Genomic DNA, 21,123 nt, shown 5'->3' on the forward strand with positions numbered 1-21,123 from the left:
CTCACGCTGCGGAGTGTCCCCGATGGACTCCCGGAAATGTCAAACTGCTACTGTCACCCCGGCAAAGCCGGGGGATTACCCGTTTTATTTATAGGGCCGATCGCAGGGCCATGAAGATCATTGCGCTCAGCAGGGCGACGTCGTTGCCGCCGATGTTGAAGGTCGTGGCCAGCAGGAACGGCAGTGCCTGGTTGTGACTGCGCTTCCGGCTGTCAACAGCAAGAGCAGGATGAAGCTGAGATTCAGCTTGTCTTTGAACACGGGCGCCGTTTCCTCCGCGAAGAATCGGGTCAGGCCCCTTGACGGGCCGTCGCCCACCTTAGCTTCGGACTGTTACGGTACATCGGACGGCCTCCCGGCGTCCGGTCGGCGAAACCGATTGGGGCGTCGCCGTCATCGAAGGGCTCCAGGACTTCAGCTCCCTGACACGGAAGGCATTCAGTCGCCGTTCATCAGCCTATGGGGCCGGTACGGCATCAGCCGTATTGCCGCCGGGATCGAACGGGCCACAGAGACGCCGGCCTATTGGGCTCGGCCATCCATGGCCCGGTTCTGGGATCGGTGCCGGTCAGCGACCCTCGATCAGCGCCCGGCTCTCCTTCTTCGACAGGACCGAATATTCCGATTCACCCGTCTTGGTGAGACAGGACGAGACGTTGACCGATGGATTGAAATAGGGCTGATTGCCGTATCCCTCGCCGAAATAGGTGGTGGAGCAGATGGTGCTGTCTCCGCGCAAGGTCGAGGGGATCGGGAATTCGAACTGGAAGGCCCTCGATTCGCCGGCCCGCAGCGAGATCGGCACGGGGTCTCCGGCCTGGAATTCGGTGGAGGATAGCGTGCCGCCGGGGAGATAGCCGGAGGCGATGCTCCAGATGGAGCCGCGCACCCGCTCGGGCGAGCGATTTTCCAGACTGACGCGATAGCGGCAGATTCCGCCGTCGATCGAGTCGCTGTCGCAGGGGCTGGTGACGGAGATCCTCACCGGCTTGGGGTCGAGCGCGATCTCGCCGATGGATCGCTTTTCGCCCTCGGCCCCGGAGTGGATCGTGGGCAGTTGCTGGGTCTCATAGTCCGAGGCGGACGCCGTGATGCGGTATTCGCCGGGCCTCAGGTATGGCTCGGTCGTTTCGTCGAAGCGAAAATGGCCGGCACTGTCCGGAGCTACATCGACCGAATAGCAGGACTCGATGCACGGAAACTGCCGCAGCCGGACGGATGCGAAGGGATATTCCTCCCCGGAGAGTCCGACGCCGGTCATGGCGTCGACCAGACGTCCCTCGATGGTTCCGATGCCCAGCGGCTCCTCGTAATAGAGCGTCGGAACCCGATAGTGCTGGTTCTCGGCCACCCAGAAGATCTCGGACCAGACGGGTTCGTCCAGGAAGCTGGCCCTGACGCGAAAGTATCCGGGTTCTATCGGCATCCCGTTCCATTCTGCGCTGAAGCTGTATGCACCGCCGTTGCCCCCTTGGCTCGCGACGGGTGCGGTGCAGCTTTCGGGATCATCTCCATCCGTGCAGCGCAGGAGCTGGACCGATCCTTGTGGCGTGTATCTGCCGGTTATGGCATCCAGGTAGAGTCCGCTGATCGAGCCGATCGATCTGCTGTAGGTGGAGAAGCTGAGACGATAGCCGCCGGATTGCCGGTGATCCCCGGTCAAGGTCATGTCCCCGCTGCCCGTCACGGCGATCACGAAGGTTCCGGACGCGGGAACATAGAGCGGAAGTCGGGACATGAGGCTGAAATAGTCGTCGTTCGAGGCCAGCAGCTCGCATCCAAGGCCAAGATAGGCCAGCATCGGATCCCCGACGGCATCCGTGCCCTCCGAATCGCCTTCCAGCTCGATCCGGAGCGGCGTTTCGGGTGTGGCCGAGATCAGGTAGAAGTCGATGTCGCCCCTTCCCGACCCGGGCGCCTCCAGGGTTCCGTTCAGTGTGGCGGGCATGGACGAGAGCTCGACGCGATCGGCCGATAGACAGCCGTCGTTCGGCTCGACGTCTGCGTGGGCCAGACTGGTGGCGAGGCACAGCGTCGGCACCAGCAAGCAGGATCCCCAGCGTTGGGCGCTGGCATATTCGGGGTTCATCATGGGACTCTCCTGTCGCTCCTTCGTGGCGGACATCCAAGGGGACGAATTCGGCGCCGGCGGACATCGGCCGCGCTGAATGTCCTTGGCGCATGGATCCTAACCAATCAGGAAAACCCGACTCAATATCGGATGAGACGGGACAGGGTCTCCGGCAACGGCTCGCCGCGAACCCGGGTTCGATCGGGCGACGCTTCAGAGATACAGAGGGGCCATCCGGCGCCAGTGATATCCCTGATGTGCTCGTCCATCCCATTCGTGCAGGGCATGCCGGACGCCCTTGTCCCAGAGCGAGCGGCTGAGATAGCGGTTGTTGTCGAGGAAGGGATCCTCCTTTCCGATCGTCAGCACGATGTCCATGCGGCGCAGTGCCCCGAGCCGCTCGGGACAGCCGAGGTTGGGCAGATACTGGGCCGGCGTGTGGAAATAGATCTGCTCGTCCCGGTGTCCGCTGAAAAGATCGCGGAAATGCTCCACGTTCAGCGTCAGGTCGTAGCGTCCCGAGAAGGCGGCGACCTTGCGGAACAGATGCGGATGGCGGAAGGCGATGTTGACCGCATGGAAGGCGCCGAGACTGCAGCCGTGGGCGATGGTGCAGGGATGGGGGTTCTTCATCGCCATCAGCGGCAGCACCTCGTTGAGGATGTAGTCCTCGAAGGCGTTGTGGCGCCGGATTCGGTCCGCCGGGTTGCACCAGAAGCAGTAGAGCGATTCCCAGTCGAGGCTGTCCACGCAATAGAGCTGGAGCTGTCCCGCCTCGAGCTTGTGGCGCACGGATTCCACGAGCCGAAGGTTCTCGTACTCGTAGAAGCGCCCGTCCCGGGTCGGGAAGACCAGTACCTTGGCCCCGGCATGACCGAAGACGAGCAGCTCCATGTCCCGTCCGAGACGGTGACTGTACCAGCGGTGATATTCACGGTTCATCGACGCTATCCAGACGGTAGGTTGAGCCCGCTGGAATGCTAGCCGCGGATCATTTCATTCGCGTGAAAACAGGGGCTTGCCTGATCCTGGGTTTACCGGATTCCCGCAGGTTCCTCGTGGGTCACAGAGGTGCGAGAAAGTCCCCGAGTTCCTCCAGTAGCGCCCGTTCCTGGAGTTCCCGGCCGGGATGGTCGAAGTGGCCGGCCTCCAGCACGAACAGATGCTTCTCGCCGGGGATGGCGTTGTAGACGGCGAACTGGCCGGGCGGCGCGACCGCCGGGTCGAACAGGGCGGCGGCGATGTGCATCGGCTGCCGGATGTGGCGTGCGGCGAGCGCCGCGTCGAAATAGCGGAGCGAATCCGGCATTCCGCCGTGCTCTTCGGCGAAGCGCTGGACGGCCGCGCCGCTGCCGATGGTCGGCAGGGTCAGCCGCAATGGCTGATGGCCGAAGCTGGGGACGTTGAGATGGCCGCGGGCGAGACGCGGGTCCCAGGCCAGGGCCATGGCGCCGAGACCGCCGCCGAAGCTGATGCCGAGATAGCCGAGATGTCCGGCCAGATTCGGTTGGAGACGGAGCAGGGCGGAGACGCCGGTCCAGATGTCGTCCACGCAGCCGCCGAGGATGTAGCGGTCGCGCCGATGGATGTCGTGCAGGACGTGCCAGATCGGGTTCTCGGAGATGGGCGTTCGCCGGCTGAGCCCGATGCCGCGAAAGCAGGGTACGAGATAGACCGCGTCTTCCAGCGGAAGATCCAGGGGCGGGCCGTCGATGCCGCCGTATCCGTGTCCCAGCATCAGGCCCCGTCTGGGAGTTCCGATGCGTGGCGTCAGGAGCCAGCCGCGGATCGGGAATCCATCGGTCGATGCGTATTCCAGGTCGTGCACGTGGAAACGCGGATGTTTCAGGGTCGAGTCGCGGATGTGCGGTTCGGGATCGATCGCGAGCGCCCTGTCTAAACGATCGCGCCAGAATGGCTCGAAATCGGCCGGTTCTTCCGGAGGCTCGACGCTCAGGAGCCGTTCCAGGCTGTAGCCGTAGCTGGGATCGAAGGGGTAGGTATGCTCGAATGTCATGGGGTCTGAGTGCCGTTCGGTTCCGTCCAGTGTCGCTCATGCAGATGACGAACATTCATGGCTCGTTCCGAACATATCGCCGAACGCGCTCCTCCAGGAAGAGAATCTCGCCCCAATTCCGATCGACACACCCTTGATCCTGCTTCGTCGATCCTGTGTCCGAGCGGAGACGGGATTCGAATGAGACCGACTTGGCAAAGTCCCATGTCGGTCACCGAGATGTCATCCCGATCGATCAGAATGGGAAGCGAATTCGCACCCCTGGGCCGGTATGCGTTGGCGGCTCGATCGGCAGTTGGCTTCCGTTTCCAGCTTGCGCTTTCGCCGGGCCATGGGCCTTCAGCAATGCGCGTGCGTCAATCAGGCCCCTCCGCTGTCTCCTCGGCAGGGTGGCGATCCTTCGTTCCGAGGGTTGCGCTCCAGGCATCTGCGCGCCACGGCATTCTTCTTCGCCAGTCATTTAGAAAGAAATACAGCGTATTACAGGCGTCAAGACCATGAAATTGATCCATCACGCGAAAATCAAGACCAAGCTGGTTCTCCTGGCGCTGATTCCGAGCCTCGCCATGCTGCTCATCGGGTTCGTTTCACTGGATCTTCTTCGGCAGGTGAACGAGGGGGTGGATCGGATCTACGAGGACAGGATCGTGCCCCTGCAGCAGCTGAAATGGATCACGGACGACTATGCCGTGCAGATCGTCGGCGCGGTCAACAAGGCCAACGCCGGCGAATTCACCGCGGAGCAGTCCCTGGAGCAGGTCGAGCGGGCCAAGGACCGGATCCAGCAGAATTGGCAGGCCTATCTGCAGACGCGACTGACCCCGGAGGAAGCGGGTCTGGTCGAGGAGGCCCAGGCGCTCTTCGGGCCGGCGGATGCGGCCATCGAGAGGCTGCAGGTGCGGCTGGGGGACGAGCAGGGCAACATCGGCGGCATGCTGGATATGTTCGACGGGCCGCTCTCCGCCCTGATCGATCCCATCGGTGCCAAGCTCAACGAACTGGTGAGCCTGCAGCTGCGGGTCGCGGAGCAGGAGCGGGACAGGGCGCATCATCTCTACTCCCATTCCGTCACGACCTTCGTCGGTATCGCCCTGGTGGCGGTGCTGCTGATCGTCGTTCTGGGCTGGTCCTTCTACGGCTCGATCGTCGGACAGCTGGGACGGCTGCGTACCTCCGTGAACCGGATTCTCGAGCACTCCGACCTCTCCATCCGGACCCACCTGGATGCGCGTAACGAGATCGGCGAGATCGCGCGCGACTTCGACCGGATGGTCGATGGGCTGCGTGGCCTGGTCGAGCAGATCGGGGATTCGACCCTGACCCTGTCGGCGGCCACCGGTCAGATGTCCGCCACCCTGAGCCAATCCCGAGCCGGTGTGAATCGGCAGCTTGGCGATACCGAACAGGTGGCGACGGCGATGGAGCAGATGACGGCCTCGTCCGGGGAGGTCGCGCGCAATACCGCAGACGCTGCGGCCGCCGCCCAGCGTGCCAAGGATCTCGCGGAGCGCGGCCGGGGCGCGGTCGGGGAGACCATCGGCGCCATGTCGACGCTGGCCGAGCAGGTCGGTACCGCCGGAGAGACGATCCGTTCGCTGGGGCAGGACATGACCGGCATCGAGAAGATCCTCCACGTCATCCGGGGCGTCACCGAGCAGACCAACCTGCTCGCGCTCAATGCCGCCATCGAGGCGGCGCGCGCGGGCGAGCAGGGGCGCGGATTCGCCGTGGTCGCCACCGAGGTTCGTACCCTCGCCAAACGCACCCAGGTCTCCGCTCAGGAGATCGAGGCATCGATCGTGCAGCTGCAGCAGCGCTCGCGTCAGGCGGGCATGGAGATGGAGAAGAGCGAGCAGAGCTCTGCGCTGGCTCTGTCGGCGGCCGGCGAGGCCGAGCATGCGTTGGATGCCATCACCGAGGCGGTGGCCGGCATTTCGGGAGCCATGGGCCAGATCGCCGGTGCGGCCGAGGAGCAGAGCGCCGTTGCCAACGAAATCAGCCATCGTATCGTCGCGATCACCGATGCCGCACATCAGCGGAGTGCGAGCGTGAATCAGCTCGAGACCGCCAGCGAACTGCTGGTCCGGCTCACGGACGAACTCAAGGCGCGCGCCAGTCAGTTCAAGGGACACGATCACGGGGACGGAGTCAGGCGGCACCGCGACCCTCAGGTCTTGATGCCCGCCTCTTCCCTCCAGCCGCAAACCGCCTGAGCGGGGTGTAACGAAACCGTCTCATTGGTCTGCAATACTCGCCAGTCGCGGTTTCCGTATATCTGCTCGCCCTCGTCCATCCATGCCTCCCGGAGGTCTCATGCTTCATGGACTCTCGCGACTCGGGGTCGCCATCGTCTCGACGATTGCATTGGTTTCGATCGGCACGGAGTCGCACGCGGCTGGAGCGGATACCGCTTGTTCCCCATCCGAGGATCAGGTCGTGGTGCGCTTCACCTACGGCTCGGAGAAGAAGGCATGGATCCGGGACCTGACCCCCACCTTCAATCAAGCGGGCGAGAAGACCGCTTCCGGCAAGCGCATCTGCGTCGAGTCCATCCCCAAGGGCTCGGGCGACAGCGTCAACGAGATCGCGAACGGCAAGGCTGGACCGGACGAGGTCCATGCCACCAGCCCGGCCTCGGATCTCTACGTCAATCTGATCAACTACGAATACTCCCAGGAACAGGGCAAGGACCTGCTCAAGGCCGAGGGATTCCTGGTGTCCTCGCCCGTGGTGATCGCGGCCTGGGAGCCGGTACTCCAGAGTCTTGGTCCCAAGGACCAGATCGGCTGGTCGGACATCTTCGCGCGCTCCAGCGAGGGCGGCTTCCGCTACGGCCAGACCAGTCCCGAAAGCTCCAATAGCGGTCTGTCGGCCCTGGTCGCCCAGTTCTACGCGGGTGCCGAGAGCGAGGCCGGGCGTCCGGTGCCCAGGCTGTCGCTTGCCAAGGTCGAGGATCCCAAGGTGCGCGACTTCGTGCGCAAGGTCCACGAGAGCGTCATCCACTACGGACGCTCGACCGGTTTCTATGCCGAGAAGATGCGCGACGGCGGTCCCCAGTACGCCGACGCCGTGGTCGTCTACGAGAGCGACGTCATCCAGGCCAACAATGCCATCCGCGAACAGGGTCTCGGGTATCCCCGCCTGGAGGCCATCTATCCAAAGGAAGGGACCTTCGCCACCAATCACCCCTTCGCCATCGTCGAGCGCGACTGGGTCGACGCGGACGAGGAGGAGGGGGCCAAGCGCTACTTCTCCTTCCTGATGTCGCCCCAGAGCCAGGCCAAGGCGCTGCAGTACGGCTTCCGGCCGAGCGTGCCGCTGGACATCGATCCCGGCATCTACGGTCTGGTCTGGAACGCGGACAACGGGGTCGAGCCCTTCGATAGCGTGCACCGTTTCCTGGCGACCCCGGGTGGACAGGTCATCAAGGCCATCCGCGACGCCTTTCGCGCCATCAAGAACAGCTCGCACGTGGTGCTGGTCATCGACCGCTCCGGGAGCATGGATGCGCGTCTGTTCGACAAGGAGCGCGGGCAGGAGCGCTCGCGCATGGACATGGCGGTCGAGAGCGCCAATCTGCTCGCCCAGTCACTGCAGGACAAGGACCGGCTCTCGCTGCTCTTCTACGACTACAGGGTCCGGTATTCCGACCTGACGCCCAAGGGGCAGCCGATCCGGATGGATGCGGCCGGAAAGCAGAAGCTGGCCGATGCGCTGTCCAAGGTGCGCCCCGCCGGCGGCACCGCCATGCGCTCGGCGATCGAGACCGCTTGGGACGATCTCTGCCAGGCCGTCAAGCAGGATCCGTCCGACCGCTCGATCCGGGTCATGGTGGTCCTGACCGACGGTGTCGACAATGCCTCCAAGATCTCGGACAAGGACCTGATCGGGAAGATCGGCTATACCCAGTCGGACGGCCGAGGCGGATATCTGGGCGACTCGGCCTGCAAGATCCCGGTCTTCGGCATCGCCTTCGGGGGCGAGGCGGACGACAGTTCGCTGAAGGCCATCGGCGCGGCGGCCGGGGGCGAAACCCGGCGCGGCGATTCGGCCGAGATCCGCGACATCTTCAAGCGCTTCAGCGAGCTGCTCTGATGCGCCGGGCGGCTGGGGTGAACATCATGCGTGCATTCGAGTGCGAGCCCGTCTTCCGATCCGGTCTGCGGCACCTGCTGCTCTGCGGTCTTCTGATCCTCGCCGGTCCGGGGGCGATGGGTTCCGCCACGGCGGCCGAGAAGCTCTTCAACTTCGGCGACCTCAACGTCGACCTTTCCAAGGTCCAGGCCAAGCCGGGGGGCCAGTCTGCGGAGGCTCCGGTCAAGGAGTCGCCGGAGCAGCAGCTGCCGAGCACGCCCGAGAGTCCGGCGCCAGCGGTGCTGCCCAGGGACGGCCAGGAGTCGATCGACAATACGGTCCGAAATCAGGCGGTCAAGGTTAAGCCCGTCGAGATCGGGGCGTCCAAGACCGGGCTCCAGCGAATCCTCTATCCGGTGCCCGAGGACCGGGCGGTCATCGAGGTCAAGGTCGCCGCCGGATCCGAGAAGAAGGACTGGCTCGAGGAGGCCGCGCGGCGCTTCATGGCCGATCCGGCGCAGAACAGCCTCGACGGCAAGCCCATCCGTTTGGTCATCGACAAGATCGGCTCGACCGAGTCCGCGACCCTCATCGCCGAGGGTAGGACCATGCAGGGCGGACGCAACGAGTATCAGGTCTGGGCGCCCGCATCCAGCATCTTCCGCAGCGTCGTGGAGGACGCCTTCACCGGTGGCAAGCTCTTCGAGACCGACGCCTCGATCGCCCGCAGTCCCATGGTCTTCGTCACCTGGGCACCGGTCCAGGAGGCGATCGACCGTCGCATCCAGAAATCGATGAGCTTCGACACCATCGCCGAGATCTTCTCCCGCGAGCTGGCCGGCGAGGCCATCGACCCCAACGGACGCAACTTCCAGTTCGGCTTCACCCGTCCGCAGGACTCGAACAGCGGCGCCGTCGCGCTCGTCGCCATGGCCTACGAGTTCTTCGCCAAGGACCGCGGACGCTACAGGATCCGTCTCGAGGATCTGAAGAACCCGGACTTCCAGGCCTATCTGGCCTTTATCAAGTACATGTCCGACCAGACCAAGGACAGCACGGGCAAGCTGGCCGAGCCGCTGATGCAGGCTGGATACGGCGGTCAGCCGCTCTCGTCCATCTACGTCTACGAGAACCTGGGGGTCAAGCTGGCCTTCATCCGCCGGGTCAACGATCCCAATGGTGCCAAGCCGATCATCCGCTATCCCAAGTACAACCTGGTCTCGGATCATCCCTATTACACCTTGCGTCACGGGAATTCGCGCGAGCAGGTCGAGGCCGCGCGGCGCTTCGAGGAGTATCTGCTGACCCGCGACATCCAGCTACTGGCGCTGCAGAAGGAAGGATTCAGACCCGTGAGCACCCAAATCTCCAACCAAGAGATGAGCGAGGTGCTGGGCGAGTTCGTCGAGGAGAACGGTCTGGTGCCCGATCTCATCAAGGCGTCCCAGATCCTGATCCCGGCCCAGAGCGGCGAGGTCATCATGGCCCTGATCCGTGCCTATGAGCAGCTGGGCGATCCGGTCGGGCCGAATCTCTGAGGGCTGAACGCTTCCTGATGGGTATTTCGTAGGTTGGGCCGAGGTACGAGGCCCAACGCGAGGCCGAACGCTTCCGGATGGGTAGGGCGCAATAGCGCAGCGTATTGCGCCATGCGACGTCTCATTCGGCGCAATACGCTGCGCTATTGCGCCCTACGGTCGTGCAGGAGGATTGCATGGGATACGAACGACTTCTCAACACATGGGTGGCCACTGGATTCGTCGCACTGGCGGCGATCGCGCCCGGCGCCCAGGCCGCCAGCTTCGGCGACTATCTCAAGCAGCTGGGCGCCTTCTCCTTCGGCGGGACCGAGTTCGACGCCAGCGACATGGACGGCAACCGCAAGGACTGGGCCGACCGCGAGCGCTGGGTGAAGGAGGCGCTCGATAATGCCTATCAGGCACTGGCGCGCTCGGACAAGGACGTGAATCTCTTCGACTTCCAGAACTACTACAACGTCCTCTCCATCCAGTGGACGCCCGAGTATCTGACGGATCCGGCGAACATCGGCAATCTCAACGCCTATGCGACCTTCACCGAATATCTCTCGCGCTACCTCGAGGTCAAGCAGGAGCTGATCACCAAGATCGCCGAGCTGAACCGGCACTATGCCGTGCTGAAGCAGGTCGATCCGCGCCAGCTCACCGGTCCCTTCCAGCTCGACACCGGCGGCCGGGTCCAGTCCTACACCCAGCAGGCATCCGGTGCGGTCGATGCCACGGCCCACCAGGCCGCGCTGGCGACCTCGGCCGGTGCGGTCGAGAAATATACGGCCGAACTCAATCGCGCCATCGACTACGGCATCGAGCTCGAGCGCTATTTCAAGCAGGCGGCCGGCATCGGATCCGGAACCTGAACTCCGATCGGGCGGCACCATATCCCGCTCCGGGGCATGGCGCGCCCGGCAGGGATCGGGCTATTTCTGCGGCGTCAGCTCGGTGATCCGGTAGACGTCGTCGCTACCCAGAACGATCCCGAAGTTCACCTTGTCTCCGGGACTCACCCCGCTCAGATCGACCCCATCGGTCACCGGCAGATCCATGGTCATGGCCGGCCAGCTCAGGGCCGGGATCGGCTCGTGGGTGATGTTGACCTCGCCCTTGGCGGTGTCCACCGAATTGATCACCCCTTTTCCCATGGTGACGGCGCTCTGTTCGGACTGTGCCATGGATCCCATGGCCTCATGGTTCATCGTCTGATGGTCCATGGTCTGGGCACCGGCCTGGAAGGCGGTCATTGTCAGTACGGTCGTCAATGCGATCAGCGTTTTCATCCGTTTCCTCGTTCGGTCGTGTCGTTGGAGTCGTCGGCCTCGGGCGGTCGGCCCTCGGCCGTCTTGCTCAGGCCCCTGCGCTGCCAGACCAGATAGATGGCCGGGATGACGAAGAGGCTGAGTAGGGGGGCGGTCAGCATTCCGCCGACCATGGGCGCGGCGATGCGTCGCATCACCTCCGATCCGGTTCCATGTCCGATCATGATGGGCAGCAGGCCGGCGATGATGACCGCGACCGTCATCGCCTTGGGCCGCACACGCAGCACCGCGCCCTCCATGATGGCGGCCTCCAGATCCCGGGTGTCGTGCAGTGCGTTCCGCGCGCGCCGTTCGTTCAGGGCGTTGTCGAGATAGACCAGCATCACCACGCCGAATTCGGTCGCCACCCCGGCCAAGGCGATGAATCCGACCGCCACCGCGACCGAGAGGTGATACCCCAGCACCGCGATCAGCCAGAATCCGCCGACCAGGGCGAAGGGCAGCGAGAGCATCACCAGCCACACCTGGCCGAGCCGGCGGAACACCAGATAGAGCAGCACGAAGATGATGAGCAGCGTGAAGGGGACCACCTGGGTCAGACGCTCCTTCACCCGCAGCATGTATTCGTACTGACCGGACCAGGTGATGGAATAGCCGGGCGGGAGCTCGACCCGGTCGCGGACCCGGGCCTGGGCGGCGGCGACATAGGTGCCGATATCGACGCCCCGGATGTCGACGAAGGTCCAGCCGTTGAGCCGGGCATTCTCGCTCTTGAGCATGGGCGGGCCGTCGACGATCTCGACCGCGGCGATCTGGCTCAGCGGGACCTGGGCACCGGTCGGGGTCACGACCGGCAGCGCGCGCAGCTTGAGGAGATCGTCGCGCTCCTCGCGCGGGAAGCGCAGATTGACCGGATAGCGCTCCAGACCCTCGACGGTCTGGGTGACGTTGACCCCGCCGACGGCGGCGGCGACCAGCGCGTTGATGTCCGAGATGTTGAGCCCGACCCGCGCCGCCGCGACCCGGTCGGGCCGGATCTCGATGTAGCGCCCGCCGGCGACCCGCTCGGAGAAGGCCGAGGCGGTGCCGGGCAGGTCGCGCAGCGCGCGCTCGATGTCGCGGCCGATGCGCTCGATCGCGTCCAGGTTCGGTCCGGCCACCTTGATCCCGACCGGGGTCTTGATGCCGGTGGCGAGCATGTCGATGCGGGTCTTGATCGGCATCACCCAGGCGTTGGTGACGCCCGGGATGTCCAGGGTCGCGTCCAGCTCCTCGATCAGCCCCTCCAGGGTCAGGCCGGGCCGCCATTCGGAGCGCGGCTCGAGCTGGATGACCGTCTCGATCATGGTCAGGGGCGCCGGATCGGTGGCCGTGTCGGCCCGGCCGATCTTGCCGAAGACCCGCTTCACCTCGGGGATGGAGGCGATCAGACGGTCGGTCTGCTGCAGCAGCTGCTGGGCCTTGCCGATCGAGAGACCGGGCAAGGTGGTCGGCATGTACATGAGGTCGCCCTCGTCGAGCTCGGGCATGAACTCCGAGCCGAGCCCCGTCCCCAGATGGCGCAGTCCGGGCAGATCGCGGGTCAGGCCGCGCCAGGCGTCCGACATTCCCGTCTGCCAATCCTCGATACGGGTGATGGAGGAGGCCCCTGCGTCCTTGTGTACCAGGGCGACTGCCTGGAAGGGCCACTTCAGGGGTTCGAGCAGACCGCCGACGCCCTGGAGCGGCACCAACAGACTGGCCAGGATCAGGATCGAGACCAGGATGGTCGCGCGCGGTGCCGCCAGCACCCCGCGCAGCAGCGGACGATAGATCCAGATCAGCGCCCGGTTCAGCGGGTTGCGGTCCTCGCTCGGGATGCGTCCGCGGATGAAATAGCCCATGAGCACGGGCACCAGGGTCACCGAGAGCCCGGCCGCGGCGGCCATGGCATAGGTCTTGGTGTAGGCCAGCGGCGCGAACATGCGTCCCTCCTGGGCCTCCAGCGCGAACACGGGGAGGAAGCTCAGGGTGATGATGAGCAGCGAGAAGAAGAGCGCCGGCCCCACCTCGGCCGCCGCCGCGCCCACGACCCGCCAGTGGGCCTCGCCGCGCGGTGATTCGCCATGGGCGTGGCGGTAGCGCTCCAGGTGCTTGTGGGCGTTCTCGATCATGACGATGGCGGCATCCACCATGGCCCCGATGGCGATGGCGATCCCGCCCAGGGACATGATGTTGGCGTTGATGCCCTGGTGGCGCATGACGATGAAGGCGGCCAGCACCCCGAGCGGCAGGGTGACGATGGCGACCAGGCCCGAACGCAGATGGAAGAGGAAGACCAGGCACACCAGGGCGACGACGACGAACTCCTCCAGCAGCTTGTCCTCGAGGTTGTCCACCGCGCGCAGGATCAGCTCGGAGCGGTCGTAGGTGGGGACGATCTCGACGCCCTCGGGCAGGCCCTGGGCCAGATCCTTCAGCCGGGCCTTGACCGCCGAGATGGTGGCGAGGGCGTTCTCGCCGTAGCGCATCACCACGATGCCTCCGGCGATCTCGCCCTCGCCGTCGAGGTCGGCGACCGCACGCCTCATCTCGGGACCGATCTGGACCCGGGCCAGGTCGCGCAGCAGCACGGGGGTGCCCTCGGGCGTCACCGCGATGGGGATGGTCTCGATGTCGGCGACCGACTGCAGATAGCCCCGGCTGCGGATCATGTACTCGGCCTCGGCCAGCTCCACGACCGAGCCGCCGACCTCCTGGTTGGCGTCGCGGATGGCGCTCGACAGCCTGGAGAGCGGGATGCCGTAGGCGCGCAGCTTCTCGGGGTCGGCCACCACCTGGTACTGGCGCACCATGCCGCCGACCGAGGCGACCTCGGCGACGCCCGGGACCGTCTGCAGCTCGAACTTGAGGAACCAGTCCTGGAGGCTGCGCAGCTCGGCCAGGTCGTGCCGGCCGCTGCGGTCGACCAGGGCGTAGCTGAAGACCCAGCCGACCCCGGTGGCGTCCGGACCCAGCCTCGGGTTCACGCCCTCGGGCAGGCGCGAGGCGGCCTGGTTCAGGTATTCCAGCACCCGCGAGCGCGCCCAGTAGAGGTCGGTGCCGTCCTCGAAGATGACGTAGACGTAGGAGTCGCCGAAGAAGGAATACCCCCGGACCGTCTGCGCCCCGGGAACCGAGAGCATGGTGGTGGTGATGGGGTAGGTGACCTGATCCTCGACCACCCGGGGCGACTGGCCCGGGAAGCCGGTGCGGATGATGACCTGCACGTCCGAGAGGTCCGGGATGGCGTCGAGCGGGGTCTGACGGACCGCCGAGATGCCCCAGAGCGTCAGGACCAGGGTGGCGAGCAGGACCAGGAAGCGGTTGCGGATCGACCAGTCGATGACCTTGTCCATGGGCTCACCGCATCCGTCGGAAACTGGCCTGGAGGCTGGACTCGGAGTCGATCAGGAACTGGCCCGAGACGACGATGGCATCGCCCGGCTCCAGTCCCGAGAGGACCTCGACCCGCCCCTCGGACTCCATCCCGGTCGCCACGTCGACCGGCTGGAAGCGGCCCTCGCCGAGCGCCTTGACCACGCTCTCGCGCTGGCCGGTGACGATGAGCGCCTCGCGCGGGATGGTGATGGCATCCGGCTTGGGATCGCCCGCGATGAGGACGTCGGCGAACATGTTGGGCTTGAGTTCGAGCCCAGGGTTGGAGAAGACCAGGCGCACCCGCAGGGTGCGGGTCTGGGGATCCAGATCCGGATAGAGATACTCGACCTTGCCCGTCCAGGTCCGGCCGGGATAGGCCGGCACCCGCATCTCGGCCCGCATGCCGGGGCGGACCCAGGCCAGCTGGTGCTCGAAGACGTCGACCATGACCCAGACTTCCGAGAGGGCGGCGATGGTGAACATCTCGCTCGAGGGGGTCACGTACATACCCTCGCGGGCCTCCATCCGGGTGACGATGCCGTCCGCGGGCGCCAGGACGGGGATGGTGTTGCGGGTCTCGCGGCTGCGCTCGATGTCGCGGATCACCGGCTCGGGGACGCCCAGCAGGCGCAGGATGTTGCGGGCCTTGTCCGGCGCGACCCGGGGGGCGTTCGATCCGCCCCGCTCCAGCGCGATGAGAAAGTCCACCTGCGCCGAGAGGATGTCGGGCGCGTAGAGGTCGGCCAGTTTCTGGTCCTTGCGGACCGGCTCGCCCTCGGCGCGCAGGCTCAGCCCCTCGATCCAGCCCGCCGCGCGCGGATGCACGTGCGCGAGCCGGGTCTCGTCGTAGGCGACGCGGCCCACGGCCCGCACCTCGCGGGCGAGGGGGCCGCGTTCCACCTCGGCGGTGCGCACCGCCAGACGCTGCTGCATGAGGCCGCTGACGGCGACTTCGGGATGGGGCTCGGTCTCGGGCGCGGCGGCCTTGGGCGTCACGCGCTTCTCGATCAGATCCATGCCGCAGATGGGGCAGGTTCCCGGGTGGTCCTGCCGGATCTGCGGATGCATGGGACAGATGTAGGTGGGATCCTGGTGTTTGGCGGCGTGTTCCAGCGCCGTCTCCCGGGCGGGTGCCTGGTTATCCTGATCGGTCGGGCCGGGCTCGGGCTTGGGTCCGTCGCAGCCGGTCAGGGCGGCGACGATGAGCGCCAAGGCGGCGGCCCCGGCGAGGCCCGCCGCGTGGCGGCGGGTCGTCGAATGGGTGGACATGCTGGTCTCCTGCGGAGCCCGCGCGGCACGGAGGGCGCCGCGCGGACGATCGTCATGATCGGCGACGACACGGGGGGTCGCCGCCGGCTGGGTCGGTCGCAAGGACCTCAGACGCGCGGAGGTCGTTCGGGGAGAGTGGGGACGAAGCGATAGAAATGCCGTCTCGACGCGACGGCCGGCATCGGCTGGCCGAAACGATCCGGGATCGATACGGTCGATGCAAGAGGAACGGCGATCGTGACCAGGCAGTGCAGGGCGCACCTGTGGCAGTCGAGGTGAGGCGAATGTGCGATCCCCCGCGAGGTGCCGTCCGCTTGCCGATGATGCGTGCAGATCGCCGTCGTCTGCCCGGTCGCTCCAGACCCGTGCCGGCACTCCAGCATCGCGGAAGCCCAGACCTGAGCCTGCAGAACGAGCAGGAGGAGGGCCGCGATCATGGTGGTCGAGGCACGTCGGCGCTTCATCGGCATGGGTGTGGGAGTGAGAATAGGTCGCAGGAATACCTCTCTATTGACACCTGAGAGATCCATACTCATGTATCGGTTCCAGAGCCGGAGGATAATTTCTCGGTTTGGGCGAGTATCCACGAGAGCACGACCATCGGCCGTTCGACTCTGCAGCATTGGTCACATGATCTGATGGCGATCACAGAATATGATCCAGCCTGAACAGCGGGAGTGACTGTCATGGCCGACAAATGGCGCGATCAGACGGTCTTGATCGTCGACGACGAGCCAGCCAACATCGATCTGCTGGTGAGCGCTCTCAAGGAGCAATACCTCGTCAAGGCGGCGACGCGCGGTGAGAAGGCGCTCGACATCGTCCGTACCGGCGCCCCGCCGGATATCATCCTGCTCGACGTCATGATGCCGGGAATGGACGGCTACGAGGTGTGTCGTCTGCTCAAGGAAGATTTCACGACACGCCATATCCCCATCGTCTTCGTCACGGCCCGGATCGGCACCGAGGACGAGATCCGCGGGTTCGGTCTGGGCGCCGTCGACTACATCACCAAGCCGATCAGCCCCCCCGTCGTCCAGGCGCGCGTGCGCGCCCAGCTCGCGCTGCACGATCAGAACCGGGTGCTGGAGCGCAAGGTCATGGAGCGGACCGCCCAGCTTCAGGAGACCCGCCTGCAGATCATCCAGCGGCTCGGCCGGGCGGCCGAATACAAGGACAACGAAACCGGGCTGCATGTCATCCGCATGAGCCTCTATTCCAAGATCCTCGGACGCTCCGTCGGCATGAGCGATCACCAGGCGGAGCTGCTCTTGAATGCCGCGCCGATGCACGATATCGGCAAGATCGGCATACCGGACAGCATTCTCCAGAAGCCCGGCAAGCTGACGTCGGCCGAATGGGAGATCATGCGCACCCATTGTCGGATCGGCGCCGACATCCTCGGCGAGACCGGTGGCTCCGAGCTTCTGGAGATGGCCCGTGTCGTGGCGCTGACGCACCATGAGAAATGGGACGGTTCCGGATATCCGCAAGGTCTGGCGGGCGAGGCCATCCCTCGGGTGGGGCGTATCGTCGCCATCGCCGACGTCTTCGACGCACTCACCTCGGTACGCCCCTACAAGCGCGCCTGGACGGTCGAGGAATCGATCGAACAGCTGCGCCGGGATTCGGGCACCCATTTCGATCCGACACTGGTTCCGCGCTTTCTGGATCTCCTGCCGGAGATCCTGTCCATCCGGGATCGATATGCCGAGGCAGAGGTCGGCACCCTGAGACGGGGCGGTCGATCCGGGGTCGTTGCCGAGTCGCTGAGCAACAAGGGCAAGAGCCCGGGGATCTCCACGAGACACTGATCCGAGGCGAGGGAGGCCAGCAATGAAACCAGACCCAGGACCGGATCACGGACGATTGCCTCGCATCCTGGTCCATGCCCTGATCGGCGTCCTGCTGACCGCTTTTTCCCCGAATCCGGCGGCGCAGGACGAGGATCGCATCCTGCGCGTCGTCGGGGACGAGAACTATCCCCCCTATCTCTTTCTCGACGCGAACGGAAAGCCCACCGGTTTCATCGTCGACCTGTGGCGGCTCTGGGAGCGCAAGACCGGGATCCAGGTCGAGCTGAAGGCGATCAAGTGGGAAGAGGCCCAGCGCGTCCTATTGCGCGGCGACGCCGACGTGATCGAGAACATCTTCGAGACCCCCCAGCGCCGTCCGCTCTACGATTTCTCCGAGCCCTACGCCACCTTGCCGGTCGCCATCTACAGGGACGTCTCGATCGGGGGCGTCGTCGATTCTCAGTCGCTGAAGGGATTTCGGGTGGGCGTCATGAAGGGGGACGCCTGCATCGAACGGCTCCAGGACGAGGGCATCGACACCCTGGCCCGCTACGACGACTATACGCAGCTGATCCAGGCGGCCCTGTCCCAGGACATCAAGGTCTTCTGCCTCGACGAGTATCCGGCCAACTACTATCTGTACCGCCTGGACGCGCATCGGCGGCTGGTGAAGGCGTTCGAGTTCTATCGGGGACAGTTCCACCGGGCCGTGCGCAAGGGCGACGCGGCCACGCTGCGTCTGGTGGCGAAGGGCATGGCGGCCATCTCCGAGGCGGAACTCGAGGCATTGAGACTCAAGTGGCTGGACACGCCCGCCGATTACCGGCGCTACAGCTACTATGCCGTCCAGGCGACCGCGCTGCTGGGGGTCGCGCTCGCGCTGCTCGGGATCTGGGTCTTCTCGCTGAGGCGCGCCGTGGCCTCGCGCACGCGGGAGTACGCCGAGGCCGAGGCCGAGCTCGACCGCTATCGGCGAGAGCTCGAATCGCGGGTCGCCGAGCGCACGGCTGCCTTGCAGCGGACCAACGATCGTCTCGCCCACACGGAGACGGCGATGGATCGGGCCGGGATCGGCATTTGCTGGAACAGCGCCGAGACCGGGCGATTCCTCTTCGCCAACGCCGAGCTCTGTCGTCAGCTCGGCTATGCCGGCGGCGCATTGCTCGAGCTGGAGATCGGCGATATCACACCGGAGCTCGAAACGTCAGTGCTACGTCAGATCGCCGCCGACCTGCGTGATGGAGCGGGCAGCGTGCGTCTCGAGACCCGCAATCGGCGCAAGGACGGCTCGTCCTATCCCGCGGCCATCACCGTCTATCTGCATCACGCCATGGGACAGGAGTGGTTCATCTCCTTCGTCGAGGACATCACCCGACGCAAGGAGGCCGAGACCGAACTGGTCCAGGCCAGGGACAACGCCGAGGCGGCCGATCGCGCCAAGAGCGCCTTTCTCGCCAACATGAGCCACGAGATCCGCACCCCGATGAACGCCATCATCGGCATGTCGCACCTCGCCCTGCAGACCGATCTGGATCTCAAGCAGCGCAACTACATCGAGAAGGTCCATCGCTCGGCCGAGTCCCTGCTCGGCATCATCAACGACATCCTCGACTTCTCCAAGATCGAGGCCGGACGGCTCGATCTGGAGCGGATCGACTTCAGGCTCGAGGACGTCATGGACCATCTCGCCAACATCGTCGGGCTCAAGGCGGAGGAGAAGGGCGTCGAGCTGATGTTCGACCTGGATCCCGAGGTGCCGACCGCCCTGATCGGGGATCCGCTGCGTCTTGGCCAGATCCTGGTCAATCTCGGCAACAATGCCGTGAAATTCACCGAGCCCGGCGGCGAGATCGTGGTCGGTGCCGAACTGCTCGAAGGCTCGGAGACCGAGGCGCTGTTCGGATTCTGGGTGCGGGACAGCGGGATCGGCATGTCGGAGGAGCAGCTGGCGCTGCTCTTTCGTCCCTTCACCCAGGCCGATATGTCCACTACCCGCGAGTACGGGGGTACGGGTCTGGGGCTGGTGATTTCCAAGATCTTGACCGAGATGATGGGCGGGGAGCTCCAGGTCGAGAGCAACCTCGGTCGGGGCAGCACCTTTCGACTCACCGCCCGCTTCGGCAAACGCGCCGACGAGGAGCAGCCGGCGCCGACCCAGGCGGCGCGCGATCTGCTTCCGATGCGGATCCTGGTGGTCGACGACAACGCCACGTCGCGGCAGATCCTGGGAGAGATGCTCCGGACGATGGGCTTTCAGGTCGAGCAGGCGTCTGCGGGAGAGGCTGCGATCCCGCTGCTGGAAAGGGCCGAAGGGCCGTCGCCCTACGATCTGCTGCTGCTCGACTGGCGCATGGACGGGATGGACGGGATCGCGACCGTTCGGGCGCTTCAGGACAATCGGGCCATTCTGCATCCGCCCACCGTGATCATGGTGACGGCCTACGGGCGGGAGAAGGCGCAGCAGGCATCCGAGGGACTGCGGGTGTCCGGCTTCCTGACCAAGCCGGTCACCCCATCGACCCTGCTGGACGCCATCATGCTGGCTCTCGGTCACGAGAACGCGCAAAGGGCGCGTGCCACCGGACGCCAGGAGGAGACCATGGAGGCCGTCGAGCGGCTGCGCGGGGCCAGGGTGCTTCTGGTGGAGGACAACGAAATCAACCAGGAGCTGGCGATCGACCTGCTGGCCGAGCATGGCATCCAAGTCGAGGTCGCGGGGAACGGACAGGAGGCGTTGGCCATGATCGAGCACCAGCCACCTTACGATGGCGTTCTCATGGACTGCCAAATGCCGATCATGGACGGTTATATGGCGACCCGCGAGATCCGGGCGCTGGGGTATGAGAGGCTTCCGGTGATCGCCATGACCGCGAACGTCATGAAGGGCGATCGGGAGCGGGCGTTGAATGCCGGCATGAACGACCATATCGGCAAGCCCATCGACGTGCGCGAGATGTTCACCACCATGGCCAAATGGATCCGGCCGTCGTGCGCGGACGCCTCGGCGACAGGGCCGGTCGGCACCGAGGGCGCGCGGGCCGAGCCCCTGGGTATCGAGGAGATCCCAGACCTGCCCGGAATCGACAGAGCCGCCGGGCTGGCCGTGGTGCAGCAGAACGTCAGGCTCTACCGCAAGCTGCTTCTTCGCTTCCAGGAGATGCAGCGCGATTTTGCGGCGCAGTTCGCGGCATCCCGCAGCGACGCGGATCCGCATGCCAGCAGGCGTTGCGCCCACTCCCTGAAAGGACTGGCGGCGAACATCGGCGCCACCCATCTGCAACAGGCGGCCCAGTCCCTGGAGTCGGTCTGCGAGCGCGGGGATGGCGAGGCGGCGATCGGCGCGGCGCTCGCCGACGCGCTCGAGGCGCTCGATCGGGTGATCGCCGGGCTGGACCGGTACGGTCCGGCATTGACCGAGCTGTCGGCGAACGAGACATGGGAGGGCAATGGCATGGAAACGCATCGGGACGGGCTCGCATCCGTTCTCGATCGGCTGCGGCAATTGCTCGAGGAGAACGACACGGATGCAGTCGATCATCTAGCGTCGCTCAAGCCCATGCTGTCCGGGGCCGATTGCTCCCAGGCCCTGGGGCGCCTTTCCCGCGCGATCGATGATTACGATTTCGACGAGGCGCTGTGCCAGCTCGATGACCTGCAACGGGATCTGCTCTAGCTTCGGGCACCAGGCGAACGGGCCTGGCCGGCG

Annotated in this window: 12 protein-coding genes; 6 read left to right on the forward strand and 6 right to left on the reverse strand. The window is 65.4% G+C overall.

Translation table 11 applies throughout. The annotated features are described in order from the left end of the window. Positions 1 to 568 precede the first annotated feature (568 nt). From D779_RS05040 to D779_RS05050, 3 genes are all read right to left on the reverse strand, one after another. A complete protein-coding gene (locus D779_RS05040) occupies positions 569 to 2,092 on the reverse strand; it encodes a carboxypeptidase-like regulatory domain-containing protein (RefSeq protein ID WP_157726320.1) in 1,524 nt (507 codons plus the stop codon). 192 nt (positions 2,093 to 2,284) lie between these two features. Continuing rightward, complete coding sequence (locus D779_RS05045) at positions 2,285 to 3,013, reverse strand: esterase family protein (RefSeq protein WP_043750438.1); 729 nt, start codon at positions 3,011 to 3,013, stop codon at positions 2,285 to 2,287. 121 nt (positions 3,014 to 3,134) lie between these two features. Continuing rightward, positions 3,135 to 4,088 carry an acetylxylan esterase gene (locus D779_RS05050; RefSeq protein WP_043750441.1) on the reverse strand — a complete coding sequence of 318 codons (954 nt, stop codon included), beginning with the start codon at positions 4,086 to 4,088 and terminating at the stop codon, positions 3,135 to 3,137. 497 nt (positions 4,089 to 4,585) lie between these two features. Here D779_RS05050 and D779_RS05055 point away from each other — a divergent pair, with 497 nt between their 5' ends. From D779_RS05055 to D779_RS05070, 4 genes are all read left to right on the forward strand, one after another. Next, positions 4,586 to 6,301: a methyl-accepting chemotaxis protein gene (locus tag D779_RS05055; RefSeq protein WP_052347846.1), complete on the forward strand. Its 1,716-nt coding sequence runs from the start codon at positions 4,586 to 4,588 to the stop codon at positions 6,299 to 6,301. 100 nt (positions 6,302 to 6,401) lie between these two features. Continuing rightward, positions 6,402 to 8,183, forward strand: coding sequence for a substrate-binding and VWA domain-containing protein (locus tag D779_RS05060; RefSeq protein ID WP_043750444.1), 1,782 nt, complete (start codon positions 6,402 to 6,404; stop codon positions 8,181 to 8,183). A 26-nt stretch (positions 8,184 to 8,209) separates the two neighbouring features. Beyond that, positions 8,210 to 9,700 carry a substrate-binding domain-containing protein gene (locus tag D779_RS05065; protein ID WP_232424068.1) on the forward strand — a complete coding sequence of 497 codons (1,491 nt, stop codon included), beginning with the start codon at positions 8,210 to 8,212 and terminating at the stop codon, positions 9,698 to 9,700. A 176-nt stretch (positions 9,701 to 9,876) separates the two neighbouring features. Beyond that, entirely contained in the window at positions 9,877 to 10,557 is a 681-nt protein-coding gene (locus D779_RS05070) for a hypothetical protein (RefSeq protein WP_043750563.1), read from the forward strand. 60 nt (positions 10,558 to 10,617) lie between these two features. Here the strand turns inward: D779_RS05070 and D779_RS05075 are convergent, their stop codons facing one another. The 3 genes from D779_RS05075 to D779_RS05085 are packed head-to-tail and all read right to left on the reverse strand — an operon-like array spanning position 10,618 to position 15,621. Beyond that, positions 10,618 to 10,974, reverse strand: a complete 357-nt coding sequence (locus tag D779_RS05075) for a copper-binding protein (protein ID WP_043750449.1) — start codon at positions 10,972 to 10,974, stop codon at positions 10,618 to 10,620. After that, positions 10,971 to 14,330 (reverse strand): efflux RND transporter permease subunit, encoded by a 3,360-nt coding sequence (locus tag D779_RS05080; RefSeq protein WP_043750452.1) that lies wholly within the window; start codon positions 14,328 to 14,330, stop codon positions 10,971 to 10,973. The genes D779_RS05075 and D779_RS05080 overlap by 4 nt, the downstream gene beginning before the upstream one ends. Before the next feature lie 4 nt (positions 14,331 to 14,334). Beyond that, positions 14,335 to 15,621: an efflux RND transporter periplasmic adaptor subunit gene (locus tag D779_RS05085; RefSeq protein WP_043750566.1), complete on the reverse strand. Its 1,287-nt coding sequence runs from the start codon at positions 15,619 to 15,621 to the stop codon at positions 14,335 to 14,337. A gap of 686 nt (positions 15,622 to 16,307) precedes the next feature. On the opposite strand from D779_RS05085, the gene D779_RS05095 reads away from it, so the two are divergent. Together D779_RS05095 and D779_RS20930 are read left to right on the forward strand one after the other, a co-directional pair. Then, positions 16,308 to 17,435: a response regulator gene (locus D779_RS05095; protein WP_081763329.1), complete on the forward strand. Its 1,128-nt coding sequence runs from the start codon at positions 16,308 to 16,310 to the stop codon at positions 17,433 to 17,435. Positions 17,436 to 17,457: 22 nt separating this feature from the next. Then, positions 17,458 to 21,090 carry a response regulator gene (locus tag D779_RS20930; RefSeq protein WP_081763330.1) on the forward strand — a complete coding sequence of 1,211 codons (3,633 nt, stop codon included), beginning with the start codon at positions 17,458 to 17,460 and terminating at the stop codon, positions 21,088 to 21,090. Positions 21,091 to 21,123: the final 33 nt, after the last annotated feature.

Origin of the sequence: Imhoffiella purpurea (assembly GCF_000585215.1) — a bacterium.
Classification (GTDB): domain Bacteria; phylum Pseudomonadota; class Gammaproteobacteria; order Chromatiales; family Chromatiaceae; genus Imhoffiella; species Imhoffiella purpurea.

Excerpts from the sequence above, each read along its gene's own strand:
- D779_RS05045 (WP_043750438.1), bottom strand. The coding sequence starts at position 3,013 with ATGAACCGTGAATATCACCGCTGGTACAGTCACCGTCTCGGACGGGAC.
- D779_RS05080 (WP_043750452.1), bottom strand. The coding sequence starts at position 14,330 with ATGGACAAGGTCATCGACTGGTCGATCCGCAACCGCTTCCTGGTCCTG.
- D779_RS20930 (WP_081763330.1), top strand. The coding sequence starts at position 17,458 with ATGAAACCAGACCCAGGACCGGATCACGGACGATTGCCTCGCATCCTG.
- D779_RS05095 (WP_081763329.1), top strand. The coding sequence starts at position 16,308 with ATGGCCGACAAATGGCGCGATCAGACGGTCTTGATCGTCGACGACGAG.
- D779_RS05050 (WP_043750441.1), bottom strand. The coding sequence starts at position 4,088 with ATGACATTCGAGCATACCTACCCCTTCGATCCCAGCTACGGCTACAGC.
- D779_RS05075 (WP_043750449.1), bottom strand. The coding sequence starts at position 10,974 with ATGAAAACGCTGATCGCATTGACGACCGTACTGACAATGACCGCCTTC.
- D779_RS05055 (WP_052347846.1), top strand. The coding sequence starts at position 4,586 with ATGAAATTGATCCATCACGCGAAAATCAAGACCAAGCTGGTTCTCCTG.
- D779_RS05065 (WP_232424068.1), top strand. The coding sequence starts at position 8,210 with ATGCGTGCATTCGAGTGCGAGCCCGTCTTCCGATCCGGTCTGCGGCAC.
- D779_RS05040 (WP_157726320.1), bottom strand. The coding sequence starts at position 2,092 with ATGATGAACCCCGAATATGCCAGCGCCCAACGCTGGGGATCCTGCTTG.
- D779_RS05085 (WP_043750566.1), bottom strand. The coding sequence starts at position 15,621 with ATGTCCACCCATTCGACGACCCGCCGCCACGCGGCGGGCCTCGCCGGG.
- D779_RS05060 (WP_043750444.1), top strand. The coding sequence starts at position 6,402 with ATGCTTCATGGACTCTCGCGACTCGGGGTCGCCATCGTCTCGACGATT.
- D779_RS05070 (WP_043750563.1), top strand. The coding sequence starts at position 9,877 with ATGGGATACGAACGACTTCTCAACACATGGGTGGCCACTGGATTCGTC.